We start from the raw sequence: 24,954 nt of genomic DNA on the forward strand, positions 1-24,954 counted from the left end.
GCGAGGCGTGATGGTGGTGCGGATGTTCACCACGGCCGCCGGGCCCCGCAGCCGTCCCGGTTGAGTCCACTCTTTCAAGACAACCGTCGGGTCGCCGCCCGCAAGCCTCCCGGCGATCGACCGTTGCCTATTGCGTGACACCGGAGTAATCTTCCCGAAACACATCAGACGTTTGGTCGTCTGAGGGTCTGCCAACGGCCTGCGCAGCGAGGTCGGTGCCACCGCGCGGACCCACTATCGGGGGTCGTCGTTGTCGCGCTTGGGGTGGCCGGATCGGTCACCGTTTGGAGGATCGATGTCAGACCTGACCCGGCGGCAGGCCCTCAAGATCGGCGCAGCCGGTGCGGGTGGCGCCATGCTGCCCCTGCCCTGGACGGCGACCGCCCGAGCCGACTCGGTCGCGCCGCCGCAGGTGCTGGCCGCCGGTGACCTCGCCCTCTGGTACGACGAGGGCGCCGGCACCGACTGGCTCCGGGCGCTGCCGATCGGCAACGGCCGGCTCGGCGCCATGGTGTTCGGCAACGTCGACACGGAACGACTTCAGCTCAACGAGGACACCGTGTGGGCCGGCGGCCCACACGACCCCAGCAACACCCGGGGCGCGGCGGCGCTGGCGGAAATCCGGCGGCTGGTCAACGCGAACCAGTGGACGCAGGCTCAGGACCTCATCAACCAGACCATGATGGGCAACCCCGGCGGGCAGTTGGCCTACCAGACCGTCGGCAACCTCCGGCTCGCCTTCGGATCCGCCAGCGGCGCGTCCCAGCACAACCGGACGCTCGACCTCACCACCGCCACGACCACCACGTCGTACGTCCTCAACGGGATCCGGTACCAGCGTGAGGTTTTCGCCAGCGCTCCGGACCAGGTCATCGCGATGCGACTGACCGCCGACCGCAGCAACTCGATCAGCTTCACCGCCACCTTCGACAGCCCGCAGCGCACGACCGTGTCCAGCCCGGACGGTGCCACGATCGGCCTCGACGGTGTGTCCGGCAGCATGGAGGGTGTCACCGGGCAGGTCCGCTTCCTCGCGTTGGCCAATGCCACCGTCAGCGGGGGCACGGTGTCCAGCTCCGGCGGCACCCTGCGGGTCACCAACGCGACGAGCGTGACGGTGCTCGTCTCGATCGGCTCCAGCTATGTCAACTACCGCAACGTCGGCGGCGACTACGGGGGCATCGCCCGACAGCGCCTCAGCGCCGCCCGGGCCAGCAGCTACGACCAGCTGCGCAGCCGGCACGTGGCCGACTACCAGGCGTTGTTCGGTCGGGTCACCCTCGACCTGGGCCGCACGTCGGCGGCCGACCAGACGACGGACGTCCGGATCGCGCAGCACAACAGCGTCAACGACCCGCAGTTCTCCGCGCTGCTGTTCCAGTTCGGCAGGTACCTGCTGATCTCGTCGTCGCGGCCCGGCACCCAGCCGGCGAACCTCCAGGGCATCTGGAACGACTCGCTGGCCCCCTCCTGGGACTCGAAGTACACGATCAACGCCAACCTGCCGATGAACTACTGGCCGGCCAACACGACCAACCTGGCCGAGTGCCACAACCCCGTCTTCGACATGGTCAGAGACCTCGCCGTCACCGGGACACGGACCGCCCAGGTGCAGTACGGCGCTGCCAGCGGCTGGGTCACCCACCACAACACCGACGCCTGGCGGGCCACCGCGGTGGTGGACGGCGCGTTCTGGGGCATGTGGCAGACAGGCGGCGCCTGGCTGTCCACGCTGATCTGGGACCACTACCTGTTCAACGGCGACATCGAGTTCCTGCGGGCGAACTACCCGGCCATGAAGGGCGCGGCGCAGTTCTTCCTGAACACGCTGGTGACCGAGCCGACCCTCGGCTACCTGGTGACCAACCCGTCGAACTCGCCTGAGCTCAGCCACCACGCGAACGCCAGCGTGTGCGCCGGCCCCACGATGGACAACCAGATCCTGCGCGACCTGTTCGACGCGTGCGCCCGCGCGAGCGAGATCCTCGATGTGGACAGCACCTTCCGGGCCCAGGTCCGCGCCACCCGGGACCGCCTCGCACCCATGAAGGTCGGCTCGCGGGGCAACATCATGGAGTGGCTGTACGACTGGGTGGAGACCGAGCCCAACCACAGGCACATCTCCCACCTGTACGGGCTCGCCCCCAGCAACCAGATCACCAAGCGCGGCACCCCGCAGCTGTTCGAGGCCGCCCGCCGCACGCTGGCGCTGCGCGGCGACGACGGCACCGGCTGGTCGCTGGCCTGGAAAATCAACTTCTGGGCGCGGATGGAGGAGGGCAAGCGGGCCCACGACCTGATCCGCTACCTCGCCACCACCGCCCGGCTCGCGCCCAACATGTTCGACCTGCATCCGCCCTTCCAGATCGACGGCAACTTCGGCGCCACCGCAGGCATCGCCGAGATGCTGCTGCAGAGCCACATCGGGGAGCTGCACATCCTGCCCGCGCTGCCGCCGGCCTGGCCGAGCGGGCGGGTGACAGGCCTGCGGGGTCGCGGTGGGCACACCGTCGGCATCACCTGGGCGAGCGGTCAGGCGACCGAGGTGCTCGTCCGACCGGACCGCGCCGGCGCCGTCCGCCTGCGCGCCCGGATCCTCACCGGCACCGTCACCGTCGTCGACACCGCCGACGGCACCTCGCCCCGGGTCACCCGGATCGAGTCCGACCTCGTCGAGGTAGCCGTGCAGGCCGGACGCACCTACCGGATCACCAGCACGGGCGTGGCCCTACCGACGCTGGAGCAGAGCTTCAGCAACGTCGGCATCACCAGCGACAGCAACACGAACGTCGGCAACTTCGACGGCGGCGGGGCGTCGCTCTCGGCGCAGGCGCTGGCCGCTGCCGGTGCCAGTCCGGGCGGCACGGTGAGCCGCAACGGGGTCACGTTCAGGTGGCCCAACGTCAGCTCGGGCGCGGCCGACAACGCCATCGCCTCGGGTCAGACGATAAGCGTGACCGGCACGGGCAGGACCCTCGGCTTCCTCCTGACCGGCACCTACGGCGCCCCGTCGGGCACCGGCACGGTGGTCTACGCCGACGGCACCCGCCAGACGTTCACGCTGAGCACGCCCGACTGGTACGGCGGCCCGGCGTCCGGTGCGACAGCCGCCATCGTGTCCGCGTACCAGAACCGGCCCAACAACCAGCGGCAGAACACCGCCGCCTGCGTCTACTACGTGGGTGTCACGTTGCAGAGCAAGGCGGTCGCCTCGGTCGTGCTGCCCAACATCAGCGCCCGGCCGGCGACGAACGTGTCGACGATGCACATCTTCGCCATCGCCATCGGGGGCTGACGGCGACGGATCCCGCTCGGGGGAGCGCTACCGGGCCCGTCCCCATCGGGGACGGGCCCGGTAGCGGCTTTCGGTGTTGCGGCTCCCGAACCGCCGGGAGCAGACCGGCCGGGTCCGGCGTAACACCGGATCCGGCCGACACTCGCGCTAGCGGATGCGCTCGCCTCGGCTCTCGACCCGGAAGTAGTCGAAGGCGACGTCGAGGTCAGTGGAGGTACCGGCCCGGTTGAAGGCCAGCAGCCCGGCCTTCGTCGGCGCGACGGTCAAGGTCGTGGAGCCGAGGTAGCGGTAGACGCTCCCGTCGCGGGAGTAGTAGGCGCGGTAGCTGTCGCCGATCTTGGTGAGTCGGAGCCAGATGGCGCCGTCGGCCCCGACGATCCGCTGGGCGTCCGCCCCGGTGATCTCCACAGTGGAGGTCACGCCGTTCTGCTCGCGCAGCAGGACGAGCCGGACCTTGTTGACGGCCGCGGTCGCGCTGCCCATCTCCCAGGCGAGCTTCACGTAGTTGTCGTCGTCGGCGTACCCGATGACACCGCCCTGTTCGTTGTTGGCGGCCAGCGGGCGGGAGAAGACGACCTTGGACTCGGCCGTCCAGTCACCGTCGACGTCCTGCAGGGCGAGGTTCTTCGCGGTGTTGGTGCCGCCCTGCAGGTCGCCCTGCTGCGCGGTGATGACGAGCGACCCGTCGGCCAGACGCCACCGGCTCTCGTCCGGTCGTACCCACTGCCACTGGGAGCCGAGTGCGGTCGAGCCGAACTCGTCGCTGCCCGTGCTTCTCGTGTTCAGGTCCACGGTGTAGACCGACGTCGCCGCGCCGTTCGTGACGGTGACCCGGGCCTGCCCGGTGGCACTGCTCGCCTGCGCGACCGCGACGGAGGCGGCGGGGTCGGCGGCCTCGGCGGTGACCGTCGGCACCGCCGTGGTGCCGGCCGGCAGGAGGGCGTTGTAGTGCAGCACCGACGGTGCGAAGGAGGTCAACGGCGCACCGTCGACGCGCAGGCTCGTCAGCGTCGTGTCGGGCACCAGGTTGAAGACGTAGTTCTTCACGAGCGGGCCGAAGAAGCTCTCCGTCGTGACCTTGACGATCGCCTGCCCGGGAACGCTCGCCGCCTGGGAGACGATCTGGTAGCGCGCCTTCCGGTCGGCCGTCCGCACCTTCGTGATGGTGGGTGAGCCTCCGGCGCGAACCGGGATGGTGTACGACGTGTCGGACAGGTTGAAGCCGCCGAACTCCCTACCGTTGACCACGATCTTCGCCGAGAGGGGCGCGTCGTCGACCGGGATGTCCCGCCCGCTGAACTCCTTCCAGTAGTTCACCGACGTGTCCCGCCAGTCGGCGGCGTCCGTCTCGTGGACGGCCAGCTTGGCGCGTACCTCCGCGAACCGCCGCGCGTCGATGTCGGCCCGGAGCGTCTCCCAGGTCTCCCGCATCCAGGTCACGTACTGCGCGCCCATCTGGTAGCGGTAGACCAGCTCGTCCCAGAACGGTCGGCCGCTGTCCATCCGCTGACCCCACGGCACGTGGTGGAACCACATCAGCAGGTTCTCCGGGACCGAGTCGATGTCCCCGTAGCGCCGCTGGAGCCGGGGGAAGTACTGGGCGGCGAGATTGCTGCCGGTGGGGGAGCGGTCGTAGCCGAGGCCGACGGTGTCCGCCTGGTTGTAGTAGACCGGGCTCCAGTCGTCGCGGCCCGCCCAGTCGGCCGGGTCGGGACGGTAGTGGGCGCCCTCGGCGAACTGGTGGCCGATGCCCAGCGGCGTCTGGTAGCTCACCAGCGCCTCCCACGAGCCCATCATCATCTTGCGGATGGTGTCGACGACACGCTTGTCGTTGCCCCAGGTCATCCGGACCCAGTCCGTCGCGATGTCCGCCGAGTCGAGCGTCCAGTCCCACGCCTGGCGGCCGAAGGCGAACAGGTTGGCCTGGGCGAAGTGGTGCCCGGTCAGGTTGTCGGCGTTGCCGAGGTTGGCGACACCCACGATGGCGGTGTCCGGATGGTGCTGAGCCGTCCCGTCGACGATGTTGCCGACCAGTCGCTTCTTCAGCAGCTTCCCGTTCGCGTCGGTCGCGTACGTGTCGGTCTTGAGGATCTCCTCGTACATCGGGCCGAGGTAGGTGAGCATCCAGTTCTGGCCCGTGTACTCCTGGGTGATCTGGAGTTCCAGGGCCTGGTTGGTGTTCTCCATCCGGCCGAACATCGGGTGGATGGGCTCCCGGGCCTGGAAGTCGAGCGGCCCGTTTTTGGTCTGCAGGAACACGTTGTCGGCGAAGCGACCTCTGCTGCCGTCCGGCTGGACCTCGTCGTCGATCGGCCCGAACTCCAGGTAGGCCCGCTTGAGCCGGTCGTTGTCCACCTCGGCGTTGTAGACGAACGTCCGCCAGTGGACCGTCATCCCGAGTGGCGCGACCGCCGCGCCGATGGCGTTGGCGCCGTCGCCGTGGTCGTACCCGAAGTCCTGTGGCCCCGGCTGCCCCTCGGAGTTGGCCTTCACGGTGAAGCCCATGAAGTCCGGGACGGCGGCCTGGATCTGCTGCGCCCGGCGGTGCCACCAGCCCCGGAATTCGGCGCCGTACGGGTCGAGTTGGCTGTTGGTGAGCGTGTCCGGTGCGAACCGGGTGTCCGTGGGGGCGGTGTAGCGGATCGACAGGCCCAGCTTGATCCCGTACGGACGCAGCGCGTCGGCGAGGGCGGCCTCCTGCGCGATCCGAGCGCTCGTCAGGTACGCGTTGTCGGCGTTGACGTTGTTGATGGTGATGCCGTTGATGCCCAGCGACGCCAACGCGCGTGCCACGACGACGTAGCGGTCGAGGATGACGGGCAGGTTGGCGCCGGCGCTCGCCCCGGTCGCCGCGAAGTTGAAGATCGCCCCGCTCTCACCGTTCAACCCGCCCAGACCGGAGGGGTTGTTGCCGGCGTAGAGCCGCTCGGTCTCCCAGTTGTTCAGCAGGCGATGCTTGATCTTCGGTGACTCCGCGAGACGGAGGTGGTCGATGGGTTTCTGCGTCTGCAGCAGCCGCAGGAACGCGTAGGTCCCGTAGAGCGCGCCGAGGTCGGTGTTGCCGGCGATGACGGTGAACCGGTCCTTACCGCGCGACAGCGAGCGGACGAGGTAGCCCTCGTCACCGACCCGGGCCAGGTCGCCCGTGGAGAGGAGGCGGCGCACCAGTGGCGAGCTTGCCGGCGTGCCCACCACGACCGCGCCATCGGGGATCCGGTCGCCGCTGACAGTCGCCACGGGCACCGTCCGGTCGAGGAGCCCGCCCAGGCCGCGCACCAGCTCGTCCCGGGCCGCGCCGAGCGTGCTCTCGGCCAGCTTCTCGGTGGAGCCGGGCGCCATGGCGAGGTCGGCCGTGTGCCGGTGGACCCGATTGGCGTCGGCGTTCTCGACCACGATCGTCGTGACCGTGCGGCGGTAGTCGCGCAGCAGCTTCGCGTCGCTTACCGGCACGTATCGCAACCACAGGTCGGAGCCGCTGTAGTCGTCCGGCGACGGGGCCGCGGTGGCGGGCGTGGTGGCGACGGCGAGGGTGGCCGCGACGGTGGCGAGCGCCGTGCCGAGCACGATGAGAACTCGCCGCAGCCTGGGCACCGAACCTCGGTTCATTGCCTTCTCCTCTGTTGTCCGACGGGGACGTCGATCGGGACGGCGCACGAACACAGTGACGTGTCTCAATAAGAGGTGCGCCGATCGTGTCCGGGTTGTCGCAGGCTGGGCAAGGAGTTGTCGTTTCTTGTCGCGCGCGCTCACCACAGGTGCGCCGTCGGGCTGGGCGCGGGCCGTTTCCGTACCCAGGTCGAGCGGGCTCGACCCGGGCTCGGGTTGCGGGCGGCCGTGGAGTGGCGGACCACGAGCCGTACCGGAAGGACCATCGGTCGCCCGGTGTGCCCGGGCGCCCCCTCGATCATCGTGAGCAGGTGTCGGGCGGCGGCCGAGCCCTCCGCGTAGAGGGGTGCCGCGACGGTGGTCAGCCCGGGTGTGACGATGTCGGCCGCGACGATGTTGTCGAAACCCACGATGCTGACGTCGCCCGGGATGTCGATGCCCCGCTGGCCGAGACCGCGAATGAGGCCGATCGCCATCTGGTCGTTGAAGGCGAGGACGGCGGTCGCCGGCCGAGCGCACAACTCCTCGGCGGCCCGCTCGCCGCCCGCTATGGTCGGGCTGAAGGGGCCGATCTGGCGTACCTTGATCTCCAGCTCCATGCCGGCCTCGAGCAGTGACCGCCAGCGGATGCCGTTCGGCCAGGAGGCCTCCGGCCCGGCGACGTACGTGATGTGGTCGTGGCCCAACTCACCGAGGTGTTCGACGGCCCGCCGTACACCCCGGGGGTTGTCCGTCACGACGCAGGGCACGTCGGCGATGGCGCGGTTGAGGACCACCACCGGCCGCTGCTTGGCGAACATCCGGATGGCCGAGTCGGACATCCGGCTGCTGGCCAGCACGATGCCGTCGACGGTCGACATGGTCCGTTCGATCGCCGCCCGTTCCCGTCGGTCGGACTCCTGCGCGTCGATCAGCACTGTGGTGTATTCGCCGTCGGCAGCCGCCTCCTGTGCGCCGCGCACGATCTCGGCGTACACCGGGTTGGTGATGTCGGCGATGACCAGCGCGATCATGTGCGTGCGTGCCGTGCCGAGGGTGCGTGCCAGCGGGCTGGTCCGATAGCCCAGCCGCTCCGCGACCCGCCGGACCCGCTCTGCGGTCTCGGAGTTGACGCGGCTCGGCCTGGAGAAGGCACGGGACACCGTGGACGGTGAGACGTCGGCTTCGCTCGCGACGTCGTAGATCGTGACCCTCTTGTCGGGCGGCCTGGTGTGGTCGGGCATCTGCATGCTCCTCCCGGCTACGCGCCGTGATCATGGTATGACGGCGGTGAGCACTCGGCAATTCCCTCGCAACAATCCGTGCCGGGAACGCATTCGCGCGAGGCAATACATGGCAACCCGTTGCCGTCGCGTCACGTCGGCTGCCTCAATCAGCGGAGACGACACCCGACGGAGGGAACTGCTCATGGGTTTGACGCGGCGCGGCGCTCTCCTGGTCACGGCATCGTCGGTCATCGTGGGCGCGGTCGGGTGCGGGGCACCGGACGGTCCCGGCAAATCCACCGGCGACACCACGGGCGAGGTGCCGCAGCGGCCCGGCCGGGCCGTGACGCTCAACGTCCTCGACGTTGCCGGCAACCTCCAGCTGACCCAGGGGATGATCGACGACTTCGTCGCCAAGAACAGCGACATGATCTCCCGGGTGACCTATTCGAAGGCGCCGGCGCCGGAGCTGGCCGGCAAGATCAAGGCTCAGCAGGGCGCGAACCGGGTGGACATCGGCCTCGTGCTGACCGGTGTCGACGGGCTGGCGGCGGGGATCGAACAGGGGCTCTGGCTCGACCTGTTCCCGAGGTTCCAGGACCGCCTCGGTGGCATGCGCGACTACCTCGAACCGGCCGCCGCCATGCAGAAGCTCGCCGGTAACTCAGGCGTCACGGTCACCTACTACCCGTCCGGCCCGCTGCTGGAATATCTGCCGGCCCGCCTTGCCACGCCGCCGACCAACGCGCAGGCCCTGCTCGACTGGGCCAGGGCCAATCCCAAGAAGTTCCAGTACGCCCGGCCGGCCAACTCCGGCCCCGGCCGGACGTTCCTGATGGGACTGCCCTACATCCTCGGCGACACCAACCCCAAGGACCCCACCGCGGGGTGGGACAAGACCTGGGCCTTCCTCAAGGAGCTGGGCCAGTACGTGGACTACTACCCGTCCGGCACCACCGAGACGATGAAGAACCTCGCCAACGGCACGGCGCACCTGATCGTCAGCACGACCGGCTGGGACATCAACCCCCGGGTGCTGGGCACGGTGCCGAAGGAAGCCAGGATCACCCCGCTCGACGGCTTCCACTGGGTCACCGACGCGCACTACGCCGTGCTGCCCAAGGGCGTCTCGACCGACACCCAGGCGGCGGTGCTGGCCCTGCTGGCGTTCATGCTCACTCCCGAGCAGCAGGCCAAGGCGTACGACGAGGGCTACTTCTACCCGGGCCCGGCGGTGAAGGACGTCGGGCTCGCCTCGGCGCCGCAGAAGAGCCAGGACGCGATCCGGGAGTTCGGCCGCCCCGAGTACGAGGCGCTGATCGCCGGGCACCCGACCGAGGTGCCACTCGACGCGAAGAGCCTCGTGGCCGCGTTCAACCGCTGGGACCGCGAGATCGGCGGCGGGAAGGTCAAGCAGGGATGAGCGCCTTCTCCCAGCTGCGGTTGGACGGGGTGTCCCGTCGGTTCGGCGGCCAGGACGCGCTCACCGACCTGGACCTCACCATCGAGACGGGCGAGTTCATCGCTCTGCTCGGCCCGTCCGGCTGCGGCAAGTCGACGGCCCTGAACTGCCTGGCCGGGCTCCTGCCGTTGACCCGAGGGAGCATCTGGCAGGACGAGCGGCGGATCGACACGCTGCCGCCGGAGCGCCGGGGCTTCGGCATGGTGTTCCAGAGCTACGCCCTCTTCCCGCACCTGACGGTGCGGGCGAACATCGCCTTCGGACTGCGCATGCGGCGACTGCCGAAGGAGGAGACGCGCCGGCGTACGGCGGAGGCGGTGCGGCTGGTGCGGCTCGAGGACCACGTCGACAAGTTGCCCGGTCAGCTGTCCGGTGGTCAGCAGCAACGCGTCGCCATCGCCCGCGCCGTCGTGTTCGAGCCGTCGCTGGTCCTGATGGACGAGCCGTTGAGCAACCTCGACGCCAAACTGCGGCTGGAGATGCGGACCGAGATTCGCCGGCTGCACCAGTCGCTGGGGCTCACCACCGTCTACGTCACGCACGACCAGGAGGAGGCGCTCTCCCTGGCCGACCGGCTGGTGGTGCTGCGGGAGGGGCGGGTGCAGCAGATCGGGTCACCGCGCGAGCTGCACACCCGCCCGGCGAACTGGCACGTCGCCGACTTCATGGGCTACCGGAACCTGTGGCGGGGCCGGGTGGTGCGGCGCGACGGCACCCGGGCCACCGTCGAGTCGTCCGGTCAACGCCTGCTCGGCGAGGCCGTCGGGGACCTTGCCGACCACGAGGACGTGGTGGTCGCGGTACGCCCCGAGGACATCCGCGTCGACGGGGCGGGGGAAACCGCCAACGCGCTGTCGACGACCATCGAGGTGGTGGAATATCAGGGCCGCGAGTTGGCGGCCGAGGCGCGTAGCGACACGGGCCAGCCGCTGCACCTGCGTACCGAGCAGCGGATCGCGCCCGGTGACCAGGTCAAGCTCGCCATCGACCCGCAGCGGCTGCTCGTTTATCCCGCCGGCCCGACGGCGGAGACCGACGGCCTCGTGGGCACCCCGGTGGCGACGCCGTGAGCGCCGCCGGACCCGGTCGACCGTTGGCGCACTGGCAACACCGACTCGCCGAACGGGGCATCGACCGTCAGCTCATCCTGCTGGTCCCGGCGCTGGTCTTCGTCATCGCACTGTTCCTCTACCCGTTCTTCTACGGACTGTCGCTCTCGTTCCAGCCGACCGACGGCGGGCCGTTCAGCGACTACGCCAGGTTCTTCTCCGACGCCTACGAGCGGGGCACGATCTGGATCACGCTGCGGATCGCGCTGCCCGCCGCGCTCCTGAACGTCGTCGCCGCCGTCCCGATCGCGTACCGGATGCGCGGCCGGTTCCGGGGCAAGCGGTTGGTCACCACGCTGCTGGTCGTGCCGATCACCCTCGGCACCGTCCTCACCGCCCAGGGGCTGCTGAACTTCCTCGGCCCGACCGGTTGGTTCAACAGGACCCTGCTCGCCACGCACCTCGTCGACGAGCCGGTACGACTGACCCACAACTACTGGGGCGTGTTCTTCTCGCTGGTGATCACCGGCTTTCCGTTCGCGTTCCTGCTGGTGCTCTCCTACCTATCCGGGATCGACCCCACCCTGGAACGGGCGGCCGCGACGTTGGGGGCGGACTGGCGTCGCCGGTTCACGCGGATCACCCTTCCGCTGCTGATGCCGGGGCTGGCCATCACCTTCTGCCTGACGTTCGTGCTGGCGTTCAGCGTGTTCCCGTCGGCCGTCCTGGTCGGCAACCCGGCCGGTGAGACACGGGTCATCTCCCTCGCTGCCTACCAGGCGGCGTACGAGCAGTACGACTACCCGTACGCGTCGGCGATCGCCATGATCATGGGTTTCGTCGAGCTGGTCGTCATCGCGGTCGTGCTGGCCGCCCGCAGCCGGTTCTACACCGGCGCCACCGGAGGCAAGGGCTGATGGCTTCGATCACCCAGGCGCCACCGGCGCGACCCCCCGCCACCGACGACAGGCGTCGGCGTGTCACCGCGCGGCCGGCCGCCTGGATTGTGTGGGGCGTCGTCATCTTCTTCTTCCTCAACCTGCTGGGCGTCGTGGCGTCGGTGCTGGTCAGCTCGTTCGGCCAGCGCTGGTTCGACACCTGGCTCCCGGACGGCTACACCACGAGCTGGTACGGCCGGGCCTGGGAGGAGTTCGCGCTCCTGCAGGTCATCGTCGTGACGCTTGAGGTCTCGGTTCTCGTCGTGGGCCTCTCGCTGCTGATCGGTGTGCCGGCGGCCTACGTCCTCGCACGGCGGTCCTTCCCCGGCAAGCGGCTGATCTTCCTCGTGTTCCTGCTGCCCATCCTCATGCCCCCGATCACGTACGGCATCCCGCTGGCGACAGTCCTCTACAAGTTCGGGTTGGCCGGGAACATGTCAGGGGTCGTGCTCGCCAACCTCGTACCGTCGGTGCCCTTCGTCATTCTGACCATGACCCCGTTCATCGAGCAGATCGACCCGCGCATCGAGAGCGCCGCGCGCATGTGCGGCGCGGGTCTGCGCACGGTGTTCCTCCGGGTCCTCACGCCGTTGCTCGTGCCGGGCATCCTCGCCTCCGCGATCCTCGTCCTCGTCCGGACCGTCGGCATGTTCGAGCTGACCTTCCTGACCGCGGGACCCGACTCGCAGACCCTGGTGGTGGCGCTCTACTACTCGATGTCCGCGTCCGGGATCAGGGCGCAGCAGTCGGTGGACGCCATGGCGGTCATCTACACCTCGATGATGCTGATCCTGCTGGTCGTCGCGCTGCGCTACGTCAATCCGACCCAGCTCGTGGCCCAGGTCAAGGAGGACCCCGAGCACTGAGGCCCGGCGACCGGCCCGGTCAACCGCCCACCACGTCCCGGGACCCCGTGGTGGCCCGCCAGCCGACGCCCGGCCCCGCCGCCACCTCGTCGAGGATTTCGCCCACGCGGCCCACGACCGTGCGGAGTGCGGGCATCTTCGCGCGCAGCCCGCGATAGGTCGTGGCGAGGACCGGGTCGACCGCGACCGGCTCGGCGCGAGCGCCCTCGGGATCGAGCAGGGTGACGGCCCCCTTGAGATCGGCGGCGAGGCCGATCGCGAAGAGCCCGAGCGCGGCCGCGCCGAGGGCGGCGTCGTCGTCCCCGCCCGCCACCCGGGTCGGACAGTCCAGGACCGCGGCCATCACCGCACGCCACAGTGGATGACGAAAGGCGCCGCCGGTCAGCCGAACGCTGCTGATCGGCGTCAGCTCGGCCAGGCGGTCACGGACGCCGCCGAGGTGCAGGCACACACCCTCCAGCGCGGCGCGCACCAGGTGACCTCGGGAGTGCTCGCTCCGCAAACCCAGATACGCGCCCGGGGGGCCGGAACCGGCAGCCGGCGCCGGGTCGGCCAGCAGGTAGGGCAGCATCACGAGGCCGTCGCTGCCTGGGGGAGTACGTTCGGCGAGAGCCAGGAGCTCGGGCGCGGCGAGAGGGTCGTCGGACGCCGGACGCCTGCCGGGTTCGAGGGCGTTACCGGCCCACCGCACGACGTTGCCGCCGTTGTCGACCGTCTCGCCGACCACCCACGCGTCCTCGGTCAGAGCGGCGCTGGAGAAGGTCTCCGCCGGGTCGACGAGTGGAGCCGCGACGACCGTCCGCAGGGCCCCGGTTGCCGCGAGCGTCAGAGCGGCGACGGTGCTGTCGATCGCCGCCACGCCCAGGCTGCTCGACGGGCCGTCACCCGCGCCGACGACGACAGGTGTGCCGGACGGCAGGCCGACCGCCTGTCCCGCCGCCGAGGAGAGCCGCAGCACGCCCGTCGTGGGCAGGACCGGGGGCAGTTGGTTGCCGGAAACCCCGACGAGGTCGAGTACGCCCGCGCTCCACACCCGCCGGTGGATGTCGAACATGCCGGTGCCCGACGCCGATGACAGCTCGGTCACCAACGTCCCGGTCAACCGATGGACCAGGTAGTCCTTCAGGCCGATCCACCACCGCGTCGAGGTGCAGAGGTACGGCTCGTGCCGGGCGAACCAGATGAGCTTGCAGAGCGGGCTTCGGGGGTGCACGGGCGTGCCGGTAACCCGGTGCAGCTCCTGGCTCTGGCCGGAGGCCCGCAGGTCGCGGGCCACCTCCGCGGACCGTGTGTCACGCTCGGTCAGCAGCGGCGTCACCGGGCTGAGTGTCGCGTCCAGCCCGATCACGCCGTACCTGGGAGAGCTGACCGCGAGGGCGACGACCTCCGCCCCGGCGGTGTCGGCGACACACGCGGACACCGCCGCCAGGGTGGCCGCCACCAGTACGTCGGGGTCCTGTACCTGCCAGCCGGGCAGCGGTTGGAGCAGCGGGTACGCGCGTGTCCGGACGTGTCGGGCGGTGCCGTCCAGCGCGAACGCGCCCGCCCGCACGGCGGTGGTGCCCACGTCGACCCCGAGGATGACACGACGCTCCGGCCCCATGAGCACATGGTCGGGCGGCTTTCGGCGGGTGGGCAAGCGGTTGCGCACAGTTGTCGTGTCGTGTGGCTGAGTTGGCACCGCTGTTCGTCCCGGCGAGCCAGCACCTCCCTGAGCGCCGTCGACAGTGCTCACCGGCGGCGTGGCGCGACCAGCCCCGACTCGTACGCCCACACGACGAGCTGGGCACGGTCACGGCAGTGCAGCTTCGTCATCGCCCGGTTCACGTGCGTCTTGGCGGTCAACGGACTGATCACCATGCGCAGGGCGATCTCGTCGTTGGTCAGCCCCCGGGCGACGAGCGCGACGATCTCCTGTTCGCGGGCGGTCAGCACGTCACGGCCCGCCGCCGGCACGGCCGGTGGTGGGCCGGCCACGAACTCGCTGATGAGCGTACGGGTGACGGCCGGCGCGAGCAGCGCGTCGCCGCGTGCCACGACGGCGACGGCCTGCAACAGGTCGGTGGGGTCGGCGTCCTTGAGGAGGAAACCGCTGGCGCCCGCTCGGAGGGCGGCGAAGACGTACGAGTCGAGCCCGTAGTTCGTGAGGATGAGGATCCGGATCGCAGCGAGGTCGGGGTCCGCGGCGATGTGCCGCGTCGCCTCGATGCCGTCGAGCCCCGGCATCTGCACGTCCATCAGCACGACGTCGGGGCGCAGGCGTCGCGCGAGCTGCACGGCCGACGCGCCGTCGGTGGCCTCGCCGACGACCTCCAGGTCGTCCTCGGCCTCCAGCAGCGCCCGGAACCCGGCGCGCATCAGCGCCTGGTCGTCGGCGAGCAGAACCCGGATCATGCCGACTCGTTCAGGGGGAACGTGGCCCGCACCCCGAACCCGTGGTCGTCGTGGGCGGCAGCGTGCAGCGTGCCGCCCAGTCCGGTGACCCGTTCCCGCATACCGCGCAGTCCCACCCCCGGTGTCGGCGGCCGCGCCGGCGACGCCTGCCCGTCGTCGGTGACCGCGACGGTCAGCCCGGCCGGGGCGTACTCGACGTGGACGTGCGCGCTCGCGGAGCCGGCATGGCGGGCCACGTTTGTCAGGGCCTCCTGGATGACCCGGTAGCCGGCCTGGTCGACCTCGTCGGGCAGGTGCCGGGGCCGGCCGGTGACGGTGACCTGGACCGGCACGCCGACCGCCCGGGTCCGCTCGGCGAGCTCGTCCACCCGGGCCAGTCCGACGCGGTCGTCGTCGGGTGCGCGCAGGACGTCGAGGGTGGTGCGTAGTTCCCTCATCGCGGCGCCGCTGGCCTCCTGGATCGCCAGCAGCGTGGCCGACGGTTCCTCGCCGTGTTTGCGGGCCAGGTGCACGGCGATCCCGGCCTGCACCTTGATCACCGAGATGCTGTGGGTGAGGGAGTCGTGCAGGTCGCGGGCGATGCGCAGACGCTCCTCCCCGGCACGTCGCAACGCCATCTCCTCGCGGGTGCGTTCGGCCTCGATGGCCCGCTGTTCGACCTGCTCCAGGTACGCCCGGCGTTGCCGGCCGACCAGCCCGGCGACGTTGGCCGCCACGAACCAGCCCAGTAGCAGGGCCGTCCGCTCGACGATCAGCTGGTTGGGCCGGTCGACCGCCGCCACCGAGATGTCGCGGGCCAGGAAGCCACCGAGAAAGGCGAGGCTGGCCACGGCGGCGGCCGCTCGGCGACCCCGCCAGGCGGCGAGGTAGACCACGCCGAGGACGGGAAACGCGGCGGACACCCCTGAGTGCACCCGGACGTGCAGGGCCAGCATGGTGGCGGTCACCACGCCCAGCGCGACCACCGGGTACCGCCGGCACACCGCCAGGGCCGCGGCCATGGCGAGGACGAGGGCGACGTCGAGGGCCCCGACGGGCGCGGCGTCCGGCGCGAGCGCGGCGTTGCCGAGCAGGAGGCCGCCGAGGGCGAGGCCACTGAGGGCGTACGGCAGGTCGCGGCGCATGGTCGCACTGTAGAACGGCAGTCGTTGGTGGAGCATCCCGCGCGCGCGGTAGATCAGGCGTACCACGGGCGTGGTATCGCGCCGGGGCAAGTGTCTGCGGCGGCACGACGTTTTCCCAGCCCGCCACGGCAAGCATCGAACCCATGACATACCGCTTCTTCACCCCCGTCCCCCCGAAGGCGGCCACCGGGCGCACCGCTGAGGTCTACCAGCAGTCGCGGGACGACTTCCTCGGGCCGCTGCCCACCTTCCAGGTGCTCTCGGCCGTACCCGAGGTGCTGGCCGCGACCTGGTCGCTGCTGCGCGAGGCCCTGCTCGCCGGGGACACGTCCCGGGTCGAGCGTGAACTCGTCGCGGCGGCCGTGTCCCGGGCCAACCGCTGCCAGTTCTGCGTAGACGCGCACGTGTTGCTGCTGCACGCCCTGGGCGAGCACGGGCTGGCCGAGGTCGTCGCTCGGGGCGGGACACCATCCGACCCGAGGTACGCCGAACTCGTCCGCTGGGCCCAGGCCAGCCGCAGCCCCCGCGCCGCCGACTGGAGCAGCGCGTACGCCCCGGAGGTCACCGGCACCCTGCTCGCCTTCCACTTCGTCAACCGGATCGTCTCGGCGCTGCTCGATCCCGACCTGCTCCCTGGCGGCCTGCAACGCTCCCCGCTGGTGCGTTCGGTCGGCGGCCGGTTGTACGCCAGGGCCGCCCGGGAGCGCAAGGAACCCGGACGCAGTCTCCCGCTCCTGGATGCCGGTTCGACGCCGCCGCCGGCCTGGGCGGGGGACAGCCCGGTCGGTGTGGCCTACGCGTCGCTGCGTTCGGCCGCCACCCGGGGCGGGGACCTGCTGGGCGACGTGGCCCGCCAGACCGTGACGGCCACCGTGCGCTGGGAGGACGGGCGGTTCCCGGCCCGGCCCGCGGACTGGGCCGTCGACCTGGTCCGGGATGTGCCCGGCAGGGATCGCATCGGCACCCGGATCGCGTTGCTGGCGGCGTTCGCGCCCAGCGCGGTAAGCGTGGGGGACGTCGCCCTCTGGCGACTGTCGCACCCCGCCGACGCCGACCTCGTCGCTCTGGTCGCCTACGGGGCGATGACGGCCACCGACCACGTTGCCCAGGCCCTGGCCTCGGCGCACCTCCAGGAGGGTCACCGTGCGTAAGGCATTCGTCGTCAGTGCCGCCCTGCTGCTCGTCGCGTTCGCAATCCAGTTCATCCTCGCCGCCGTCGGCGCGTTCACGAAACCAGGGGGCGACGGCGCGTACGCCCTGCACAGCGTCAACGGCATGGCCGTCATCCCCGTCCTCACAGTGCTCACCGTCCTGTTCGCCGCGCTGGCGAAGGCGCCCGGCCGACTCGTCGCATGGTCGGTCCTGCCGCTCGGCCTCGTCGTCGTGCAGGCGCTGCTCGCCATGCTCGCCAACGCCTCCACCGACGCCGCGGGCGTCAGCACCGCGTTCGGCCTGACCCTCGGCGGGTTGCACGCGCTCAACGGCATCGTCGCGGTGCACGTCGTGGTCGGTGTCCTGCGGGCCGCGCGGAGGCTGGGCGTTCCGCTGCCGGTGGGCGACACCCGCGAGGCCGTCCGCGAGGGGGAGCCGGCATGACCACCGGCTCACTGCTCGTGGCGGACCTGGTGCTCGCGGTCCTCGCCGTCGGCGGATGGCTGGGCGGCGGCGCGGCGGCGGCCGCCCGACGCCGTCCGCTCGCACTCGGGCTGGCCGCCGTCGCGCTGCTCGCCACGGTCGGCCGTGCGATCACTGTGGTCGCGCTCGCCCGCGCCGGCTGGTGGTTCGCCGCCGAGAAGGTCCTCGTCGCCGCGCCCCTGTCGCTCGCGGCGGTGGTCGTCGCCGGGCCTCGGCTGCTGCGGGCCGCGGGTGACATCCGGTCCGTCGCGGTCCCGCTCCTCTTCGCCGGGTACGCCATGAGCGGCGCCCTGCTCGTGACGATCCTGCACGGCTATCCGGCGTCGGCGTCGGCGGGGCTGCTCGCGGTCGCCGGGGTCGGCACGGCGACGGCGGTCTCGTGGCGCTTCCTCGACGCGCGTCCGTCCCGGACCGTGTCCCGGGTGGCAGTCGTGGGGACGGTCGCGGCGCTGCTGGCCGGAACCGGGCTGGCCGTCGCGCCGGGCGCCGCGCCCGCCGTACCGCATTCTCATGGCTATCCACAGGTCCGGACCTCCGACGAGCCCACCCGGCGGTTCACCCTGACGGCCGGGACCGCCACGGTGCGCGTGGGCGGTCGCGACGTCGCCGCGTGGGCGTTCAACGCGCAGGTGCCCGGGCCGGAGCTGACCGCCACCGTCGGCGACGTCGTCGAGGTGACGTTGCGCAACCGGGACATCGGGCGGGGCGTCACCCTGCACTGGCACGGGTACGACGTGCCGAACAGCCAGGACGGCGTACCCGGGGTGACGCAGGCGGCCGTGCGGCCCGGCCAGGAGTTCGTCTACCGGTTCCGTGCCGACCAGGCCGGGACGTACTGGTACCACACCCACGCGGTGTCCGACGTCGGTGTGCGGATGGGCCTCTACGGCGTCCTGGTGGTGCGTCCGGGGCCACCGACCGGTCTCGACGTCACCGTGCCGGTGCACACCCTGGCGGGTCGTCCGCTGCCGGCGGCGAGAGTGGAGCGCGTCGAGGCCGGCGTGCCGGTCCGGCTGCGCCTGATCAACACCGACAACACGACGCATCGCTACGCCCTGGCCGGGACCGCTTTCCGGGTCGCCGCGATCGACGGCTTCGATCTGACGGGTCCGACGCCGCTCGCGGACACCGCCGTGCTGATCCCGGCGGGGGGCCGCTACGACCTGACGTTCACCGCGCCCGCCACCCCGGTGGCCCTGTTCGTCGACGGGCGGGCGGTCTACTCCACCGGGGAGGTGTCGACGGCGACCGGCGGGTGGCCCGTCCTGGACCCGCTCACCTACGGCGCGCCGGCGCCGGCGCCGTGGACCCGGTTCGACAGGGAGTTCACCCTCGTCCTCGATCGTGGCCTCGACCTGCACGGGCTGCTTCCGCGCTACGCCCACACGGTGAACGGCGCGGCCGATCCGGACATCCCGCCGCAGGTCGTGCGCCGAGGCGACGTCGTCCGGTTCACGATCGTCAACCGGTCGCAGACCGTGCACCCGTGGCACCTGCACGGCCACCACGTCCTCGTGCTGTCCCGCACCCGGAAGGCGGCGGTCGGCAGTCCGTTGTGGCTGGACTCGTTCGACGTCCGGCCGGGGGAGGTGTGGGAGGTGGCGTTCCGGGCCGACAACCCGGGGATGTGGGCCAACCACTGCCACAACCTGGGGCACGCCGACGCCGGGATGACGCTGCACCTGATGTACTCGTGATCTCCCGCGCCGTCCCCGGTCTCGGCCCGGCCCTGGCGGGCGCGCCCCGCATGGGCGTGCGCGGCACCCGGCCCCGTCGCGTGGCGGCGGGGCCGGGTGTCGGTGCGCGGGGTCGGTCGGGATCAGCCGGTGGTGCAGGTGACCGTCGGCCAGTTCCAGTTGCCGTTGGCCATGACCGTTATCCCGAAGTTGTTGCCGTTGCCGTTGGGTCGAGCGGTGACGGTGCCGCTGGTGCCGCTGACGGAGGCGTTCCAGCTGTTCTGAATGCTCTGGCCGCCGCCGAGGCCGAGGCTGACGACCCAGTTGTTGGTGCCACTGACCGCGACGTTGAGGTTGAAGCGGTCGCCCCACTGCTGACCGGCGGAGATCGTCGCGTTGCAGTTGCCGTTCCCGGGGTTGCCGGTGGTGGGCCCGGAGGTGGGCCCGGAGGTCGGGTTGCCGCCGCTGCCCTCGCGGACGGTGACGTCGGAGCTGCCGCTGCTCTGATAGCCCTCGGTGGCCATGATCTGGTACGCGTGGTTGGTGCCGAGGTTCAGGCCGGCGCGGGCCCAGGCGTCGAAGTGGTTGGCGGTGGTGATGGTGCCACTCGAACGCTTCTGCTGGCGGACGCTCCAGTACTGGTAGAACGTCTGGTTGCCGTCGATCGACGGGGCGTTGACCCGCTGGCTGCGCAGGATGTCGTAGGTGCCGCCGTCAGTGGTCACCGTGCCCATCCGCTGGGCGCCGCTGCTCGGGTTGTAGCTGCCGAAGTTCTCCACCACGTAGTACTCGATGAGCGGGTTGCGCGTCCATCCGTACAGGGCGAGGTAGGTGTTGTTGTTGCCCGGGTTGTAGGTGGCCGAGTAGCTGACCGTCCGCCGCGAGCCGGTGGCCCAGCCCTTGCCGCCGACCCAGTTGTTGGTGCTGCGGTCCCAGCTGCTGGAGTACCGGCCGTCGGCGCGCAGCGTCATGCTGGCGTTGCCGCCGTCCTTCCAGAAGGAGAAGTAGTAGCCGTTGTGGGTGCCGGTCAGGCTCGAGGTGAGCGTCCGGTCGGCCTCGGCGTACGCGTTGGTGGCGGTCATCGTGCCCGTGACGGCGAGTACGGCCGCGCACGCGGTGCCGAGGAGCAGCCGCAGGCGGCCGCGTCTCCCTGGTCTGGTGGGGGTGTGGTCGGTGTCGGTCATGGACGTGTTCCTCCTGGTGGTGGCCGGTCGTCCCGTACGACGATCGGAGGAGTGGGTCGGGGTGAATGCCATTGACGGTAATAGAGAGCCGTCGATGGGCACCGTATTGACCCAGTTGTCGTCCTGTCAACACTTTCCGGAAACAATGCGGCAACCTTGCGCCTGTCGCCACTCACCCCCGCGAAGGCATTACCGCCTGGTCAATGATCGGTCACCGGCCAGGCATCGCGCATCGACGGCGTGCCGTACTGATCGCAGGCCGCATTGTCGACACCGAAATTTCCGGAGACTTTCCGGACCGATGATTCCTCCGGGGTGACGCGATCCGGCAGCGGTCAGCGGTTGCGGCGGTGGTGGACGATAAGCGCCACCGCGCAGAGCACCGCCACCAGGCCGAACGCCGAGCCGACCCACGGGTTGTCCACAGCTGTCGACAACACCGCGTTGGCCGCCGCGCTGACGAACAGCACCAGCCACAGCAGCGGACGGAGCGCGCCGCCCGGCTTCTCCGGGGCGGCGACCGGGGTCTCGGCGATGCGATACGGATCTGACATGACTGCCTCCCTCGGCGACGCTTCACGACACCATCGACGCTAGGCCGCCGGCACGGCGGAGACGATCCCGCCAGCTCGACGATCGCCGTACAGCAGGCTGTACTTTCCATGGCGGACCCTGGTCCTGTCGGCGTACGTGGAGCAGGCGTTCGCCACCGAGCTGTTCTCGGTCGGCGCCTCCGGGCTCGGTTACCTGTTGAAGGAGCGGGTGGGCCGGGTCGAGGAGTTCCTCGCCGCCCTGCGTCGCGTGGCGGACGGCGGCAGCGTGATCGACCCGGAGGTGGTGGCGCAGTTGCTCGCCCGCAACCGCCGGCCGGACACGGCGCTGGGCGAGTTGTCGCCGCGCGAGCGTGAGGTGCTGGGGCTGATGGCCGAAGGGCTCGGCAACACGGCGATCGCCGAGCGGCTGTTCGTCACCGACGGCGCGGTGCACAAGTAGCGCCTGCTGTACCCGGACCGGCCAGTCCGCTGGATGGTCGCCGTTCTCCCCGCTCAATAGCGTTTCTGGTGCGCGCAGTTCCTGTTGAGGACACGGAGAGAGGCCACCAGAATGCCCGAGTATCCGGGACCGACCACCGACGCCGCAGTACGCGTCGAACACCTCACCCGGGTCTACGAGACCGGCCAGACGCGGGTCACCGCGCTGGCCGGGATCGACGCCGAATTCGGCCGGGGGACCTTCACCGCGGTGATGGGTCCGTCCGGCTCCGGCAAGAGCACCCTGCTGCAGACCGCCGCCGGTCTCGACCGGCCCACCTCCGGCCGGGTCGTTCTCGGCGGCACCGACCTGTCGCGGCTGTCCGAGACCCGCCTCACCGAACTGCGACGCACCCGGATCGGGTTCGTCTTCCAGGCGTTCAACCTGATCGGCGCGCTCACCGTCGAGGAGAACATCGTGCTGCCGCTGCGCCTGGCCGCGGTCCGTCCGGACCGCGCCTGGCTGAACCGGGTGGTCGACCGGGTCGGCCTCGCCGACCGGCTGCACCACAGGCCTGCCGCGCTCTCCGGCGGCCAGCAGCAACGGGTGGCGATCGCTCGGGCGCTGGCCACCCGCCCCGAGGTGATCTTCTGCGACGAGCCCACCGGGGCGCTCGACACGCAGACCGCGGGGGAGGTGCTGACACTGCTGCGGGCGGTCGTCGACGAACACGGGCTGACCGTGGTGATGGTGACCCACGATCCGGTCGCCGCGTCGTACGCGGACCGGGTCCTCGTGTTGGCCGACGGCCGGATCGTCGCCGACCTGCCGCAGATCGGTGCGGCTGGCATCGCCGAGCACCTGGCGTCGCTGGACCGGCGGGTCGTCCGATGACGGGGCTCGCCGCTCGGCTGCTGCGGCACCGCACCGGCCCGGCCGCCGCCACGCTGCTCGCCCTGATCGCCGGGGTGCTGATCCTGGTCGCCATGGGCACGCTCGTCGAGTCCGGGCTGCGCTTCCGCCCGGAGCCCCGGCTCTGGGTGACGGCGGATCTGGTCGTCGCCCACCGCACGGTCAGCCACACGATCAAGGAGTTCGACGGCGGCACCACGACCAGCGCCGTCGCGCTGCCCGAGGGCGGCACTGTGGACGCGGCAGTGGTGGAGGAGATCCGGCGGCTGCCCGGGGTCGCCGCCGTGAGCGGCGACGACCGGGTGCTGATCGGCTCGCCGGCCGCCGTGGGGCACGGCTGGGGCACGTACACCTTCGCCGGTCGTCCGATCACCGCCGGGGTCCCGCCGCGAGCCGACGACGAGGTGGTGGTCGACGTCCGACTCGGCACGGCCCCGGGTGACAGCATCGACCTGGTCGTCGGCGGAACCAGCCGGTCGTACCGCGTGAGCGGGACCGCCGCGACCGGCACGGCCGCCGTGTTCTTCACCGACGCCCAGGCCGCGCGACTGTCCGCGCACCCCGGCCGGGTGGACGCGATCGGAGTGCGGGTGGCCCCCGGCGCCGACCGCGGGGCGGTCCGCGACGCGGTCGGCCGGCTCGCCTCGGCGGCCGACGTCACGACGTACGCCGGAGCGGATCGCGGCGAGGCCGAGCAGTCCGCGAACCTGGCGGCCCGCTCGCTGCTGATCGAGGTCGGGTCGGCGTTCGGCGGGTACGTCATCCTGTTGATCGTCTTCGTGGTGGCCGGCACGATCGGACTGTCCGTCCGGCACCGCCGCCGCGATCTGGCGCTGCTGCGCGCCATAGCGGCCACCCCGGGCCAGATCCGCCGCCTGCTGGTCGGCGAGGCCGCGCTGCTCGGCCTGGTCGCCGCCGTGGTCGGCGCGCCGGCCGGCCTGCTGGCCGCCCGCTGGGTGCACGGTGAGCTGGTCGGGCGCGGCTTCGTCCCGGCGGACTTCCCGATGACCGGTGGCCTGTTCGCGGTGCCGGCCGCGGTGGGTACGGCCCTGCTCGTGGCGGTGCTCGCCGCGCTGCTCGCCGGGCGCCGGGTGGCCGGGATCAAGCCGGTCGAGGCGCTGGGTGAGATCGCCGTGGAGCCTCGGCGCAGCGGGCGGGTGCGGCTCGTCGCCGGGGTGCTGACGCTCGTGGCGGCCGGGACCTCGGGGGTGTTCACGCTCGGCGGCACCGGTTCGACAGCGGCGCTGGCCGGCGCGGTCGGCATGCTCTACCTGTTCGTCATCGCGGTGGCGCTGCTCGCGCCGAGGATCAACGCGCAGGCGGCGCGACTGCTCACCCGGGTGCTGCCCCGGATCTGGGGGGTCAGCGGCTACCTGGCCGCGGCCAACCTGCGGGCCAACGCGCAGGGCATGGCGACCGTGTTGACCGCGCTCGTCCTGTCGGTCGGGTTCGGCGGCTCGGTCTGGTTCCTGCAGAACAACCTGGAGCGGCAGACCATCGGGCAGAGCAGCACGGGAACGCTCGCCGAGCGTGTGCTTACCGCGCCGGGCGGGCTGCCAGCCAACGCGGCGGGGGAGGTCCGCGAACTGGCCGGGGTGCGGGCGGCCACCGGTGTGCGGCGTACGCAGGTGGTGGTGCGGTCGTTCGACGGGATCGAACCGGTCGCCGCGCAGGCCGTCGACCCGCTGGGGATCACCGCCACAATGGACCTCGACGTGCGCGAGGGTAACCTCGCCGACCTGGGTGCGGGCACTGTCGCGCTGTCCGCGACGCAGGCGTCCGCGTCCGGCTGGCACGTCGGCGACCAGGCCGAACTCTGGCTGGGTGACGGAACGCCGAGCACGCTGAGGGTCATCGCGGTCTACGGTCGCGGCCTCGGCTTCGCCGACGTCACACTGGCCGCGGAGACGGTCGCCGGGCACACCGCCGGCGCCACCGACGACGAGATCCTCGTCCGCGCCGGACCGGACGCCGACGCCGCGCTGGCGGCCTGGTCGGCAGCGCATCCGGGCAGCGCCGTGCTCGACGCGGCCACCCGTACCCGGCTGATCGGCATCGACCTGGCGATCGGCGCCTGGCTGAACCGGCTGCTGATCGGCGTACTGGTGGGGTACGCGGCGCTGGCGGCCGCGACCACGATGGTGCTGGCGGCGCTGGCCCGTCGTCGTGAACTGGCGCTGCTGCGACTGGTCGGGCTCACCCGCCGGCAGATCCGGAGGATGGTCCACGTCGAACAGGCTGGGCTGCTGGGCACCTCGGTGCTGATCGGCGCGACGATCGCGGCGCTCACCCTGGGCGCGGTCGTCAACGCGCTGACCGGCAGCCCGATCCCGTACGTCCCGCCGCTCGGCTGGGTGGTGGTGCTCGGCGGCGCGACGCTGCTCGCGCTGGCGACCACTGTGTGGCCCGTCCGGCGGCTGCTCCGAATCCCGCCGATCGACAACATCGGGATAAAGGAGTAGGACCCGCGTTCCGTTGGTGCGGCCCATCCCGGTTCAGGCATGGGCCGCACCAGGCGCGGCTGACGTCACAGTTTCCGCTGTTCGTGCCCGGCCGTGTGGCCCGTGTCATAGCCTGGGTGGTCGGTGGCCTCCGGCCGTGGACGACGCCAACCGTAAACTTGATTTATTCCAAAA

General features: G+C 71.2%; 17 protein-coding genes and 1 pseudogene. 11 read left to right on the forward strand and 7 right to left on the reverse strand.

From position 1 onward, the window contains the following. Window positions 1-295 precede the first annotated feature (295 nt). Entirely contained in the window at window positions 296-3,295 is a 3,000-nt protein-coding gene (locus tag ACLQ26_RS22790) for a glycoside hydrolase family 95 protein (protein ID WP_425746355.1), read from the forward strand. A gap of 147 nt (window positions 3,296-3,442) precedes the next feature. Here ACLQ26_RS22790 and ACLQ26_RS22795 read toward each other — a convergent pair whose 3' ends face one another. Both ACLQ26_RS22795 and ACLQ26_RS22800 read right to left on the reverse strand, forming a co-directional pair. Continuing rightward, window positions 3,443-6,901 (reverse strand): alpha-glucuronidase family glycosyl hydrolase, encoded by a 3,459-nt coding sequence (locus ACLQ26_RS22795; protein ID WP_425746356.1) that lies wholly within the window; start codon window positions 6,899-6,901, stop codon window positions 3,443-3,445. A gap of 140 nt (window positions 6,902-7,041) precedes the next feature. After that, window positions 7,042-8,124 (reverse strand): LacI family DNA-binding transcriptional regulator, encoded by a 1,083-nt coding sequence (locus ACLQ26_RS22800; protein ID WP_425746357.1) that lies wholly within the window; start codon window positions 8,122-8,124, stop codon window positions 7,042-7,044. Window positions 8,125-8,308: 184 nt separating this feature from the next. On the opposite strand from ACLQ26_RS22800, the gene ACLQ26_RS22805 reads away from it, so the two are divergent. Genes ACLQ26_RS22805 through ACLQ26_RS22820 form a run of 4 tightly spaced genes read left to right on the forward strand, consistent with a single transcriptional unit; the run spans window position 8,309 to window position 12,421 of the window. Beyond that, on the forward strand, window positions 8,309-9,529 hold the full coding sequence (locus tag ACLQ26_RS22805; RefSeq protein ID WP_425746358.1) for an extracellular solute-binding protein: 1,221 nt from the start codon (window positions 8,309-8,311) through the stop codon (window positions 9,527-9,529). Beyond that, entirely contained in the window at window positions 9,526-10,638 is a 1,113-nt protein-coding gene (locus ACLQ26_RS22810; protein WP_425746359.1) for an ABC transporter ATP-binding protein, read from the forward strand. The genes ACLQ26_RS22805 and ACLQ26_RS22810 overlap by 4 nt, the downstream gene beginning before the upstream one ends. Next, window positions 10,635-11,534 carry an ABC transporter permease gene (locus tag ACLQ26_RS22815; protein ID WP_425746360.1) on the forward strand — a complete coding sequence of 300 codons (900 nt, stop codon included), beginning with the start codon at window positions 10,635-10,637 and terminating at the stop codon, window positions 11,532-11,534. The genes ACLQ26_RS22810 and ACLQ26_RS22815 overlap by 4 nt, the downstream gene beginning before the upstream one ends. Further along, the gene (locus tag ACLQ26_RS22820) at window positions 11,534-12,421 is read left to right on the forward strand and encodes an ABC transporter permease (RefSeq protein WP_425746361.1); all 888 of its coding nucleotides are present in this window, start codon (window positions 11,534-11,536) and stop codon (window positions 12,419-12,421) included. The genes ACLQ26_RS22815 and ACLQ26_RS22820 overlap by 1 nt, the downstream gene beginning before the upstream one ends. A gap of 19 nt (window positions 12,422-12,440) precedes the next feature. On the opposite strand, the gene ACLQ26_RS22825 is transcribed toward ACLQ26_RS22820, so the two are convergent. The 3 genes from ACLQ26_RS22825 to ACLQ26_RS22835 all read right to left on the reverse strand — a co-directional run bounded on the left by ACLQ26_RS22825 (window position 12,441) and on the right by ACLQ26_RS22835 (window position 15,939). Beyond that, window positions 12,441-14,024, reverse strand: coding sequence for an FGGY family carbohydrate kinase (locus tag ACLQ26_RS22825; RefSeq protein WP_425746362.1), 1,584 nt, complete (start codon window positions 14,022-14,024; stop codon window positions 12,441-12,443). Between the two features lie 128 nt (window positions 14,025-14,152). Further along, window positions 14,153-14,815, reverse strand: coding sequence for a response regulator (locus ACLQ26_RS22830; RefSeq protein WP_425746363.1), 663 nt, complete (start codon window positions 14,813-14,815; stop codon window positions 14,153-14,155). Continuing rightward, complete coding sequence (locus tag ACLQ26_RS22835) at window positions 14,812-15,939, reverse strand: sensor histidine kinase (protein ID WP_425746364.1); 1,128 nt, start codon at window positions 15,937-15,939, stop codon at window positions 14,812-14,814. The genes ACLQ26_RS22830 and ACLQ26_RS22835 overlap by 4 nt, the downstream gene beginning before the upstream one ends. A 143-nt stretch (window positions 15,940-16,082) precedes the next feature. On the opposite strand from ACLQ26_RS22835, the gene ACLQ26_RS22840 reads away from it, so the two are divergent. From ACLQ26_RS22840 to ACLQ26_RS22850, 3 genes are read left to right on the forward strand one after another with little or no spacing between them, the layout of a single operon-like run. Beyond that, window positions 16,083-17,090: a carboxymuconolactone decarboxylase family protein gene (locus ACLQ26_RS22840; RefSeq protein WP_425746365.1), complete on the forward strand. Its 1,008-nt coding sequence runs from the start codon at window positions 16,083-16,085 to the stop codon at window positions 17,088-17,090. After that, entirely contained in the window at window positions 17,083-17,535 is a 453-nt protein-coding gene (locus ACLQ26_RS22845) for a DUF6220 domain-containing protein (protein WP_425746366.1), read from the forward strand. Before ACLQ26_RS22840 ends, ACLQ26_RS22845 begins: the two co-directional genes overlap by 8 nt. Continuing rightward, window positions 17,532-19,271: a multicopper oxidase family protein gene (locus ACLQ26_RS22850; RefSeq protein ID WP_425746367.1), complete on the forward strand. Its 1,740-nt coding sequence runs from the start codon at window positions 17,532-17,534 to the stop codon at window positions 19,269-19,271. Before ACLQ26_RS22845 ends, ACLQ26_RS22850 begins: the two co-directional genes overlap by 4 nt. Before the next feature lie 122 nt (window positions 19,272-19,393). Here the strand turns inward: ACLQ26_RS22850 and ACLQ26_RS22855 are convergent, their stop codons facing one another. Next, window positions 19,394-20,434, reverse strand: a complete 1,041-nt coding sequence (locus ACLQ26_RS22855; protein WP_425746368.1) for a glycoside hydrolase family 11 protein — start codon at window positions 20,432-20,434, stop codon at window positions 19,394-19,396. A 335-nt stretch (window positions 20,435-20,769) separates the two neighbouring features. Next, window positions 20,770-20,988 (reverse strand): hypothetical protein, encoded by a 219-nt coding sequence (locus ACLQ26_RS22860; protein WP_425746369.1) that lies wholly within the window; start codon window positions 20,986-20,988, stop codon window positions 20,770-20,772. 118 nt (window positions 20,989-21,106) lie between these two features. Between ACLQ26_RS22860 and ACLQ26_RS22865 the strand changes: the two are divergent. The 3 genes and pseudogenes from ACLQ26_RS22865 to ACLQ26_RS22875 all read left to right on the forward strand — a co-directional run. Next, a pseudogene (locus ACLQ26_RS22865) lies at window positions 21,107-21,424 on the forward strand (LuxR C-terminal-related transcriptional regulator); the annotation flags it as partial. Between the two features lie 114 nt (window positions 21,425-21,538). Further along, complete coding sequence (locus tag ACLQ26_RS22870) at window positions 21,539-22,300, forward strand: ABC transporter ATP-binding protein (RefSeq protein ID WP_425746370.1); 762 nt, start codon at window positions 21,539-21,541, stop codon at window positions 22,298-22,300. Continuing rightward, entirely contained in the window at window positions 22,297-24,780 is a 2,484-nt protein-coding gene (locus tag ACLQ26_RS22875) for an FtsX-like permease family protein (protein WP_425746371.1), read from the forward strand. Before ACLQ26_RS22870 ends, ACLQ26_RS22875 begins: the two co-directional genes overlap by 4 nt. Window positions 24,781-24,954 lie beyond the last annotated feature (174 nt).

Origin of the sequence: Micromonospora sp. DT43, from assembly GCF_049841645.1 — a bacterium.
Lineage (GTDB): Bacteria > Actinomycetota > Actinomycetes > Mycobacteriales > Micromonosporaceae > Micromonospora.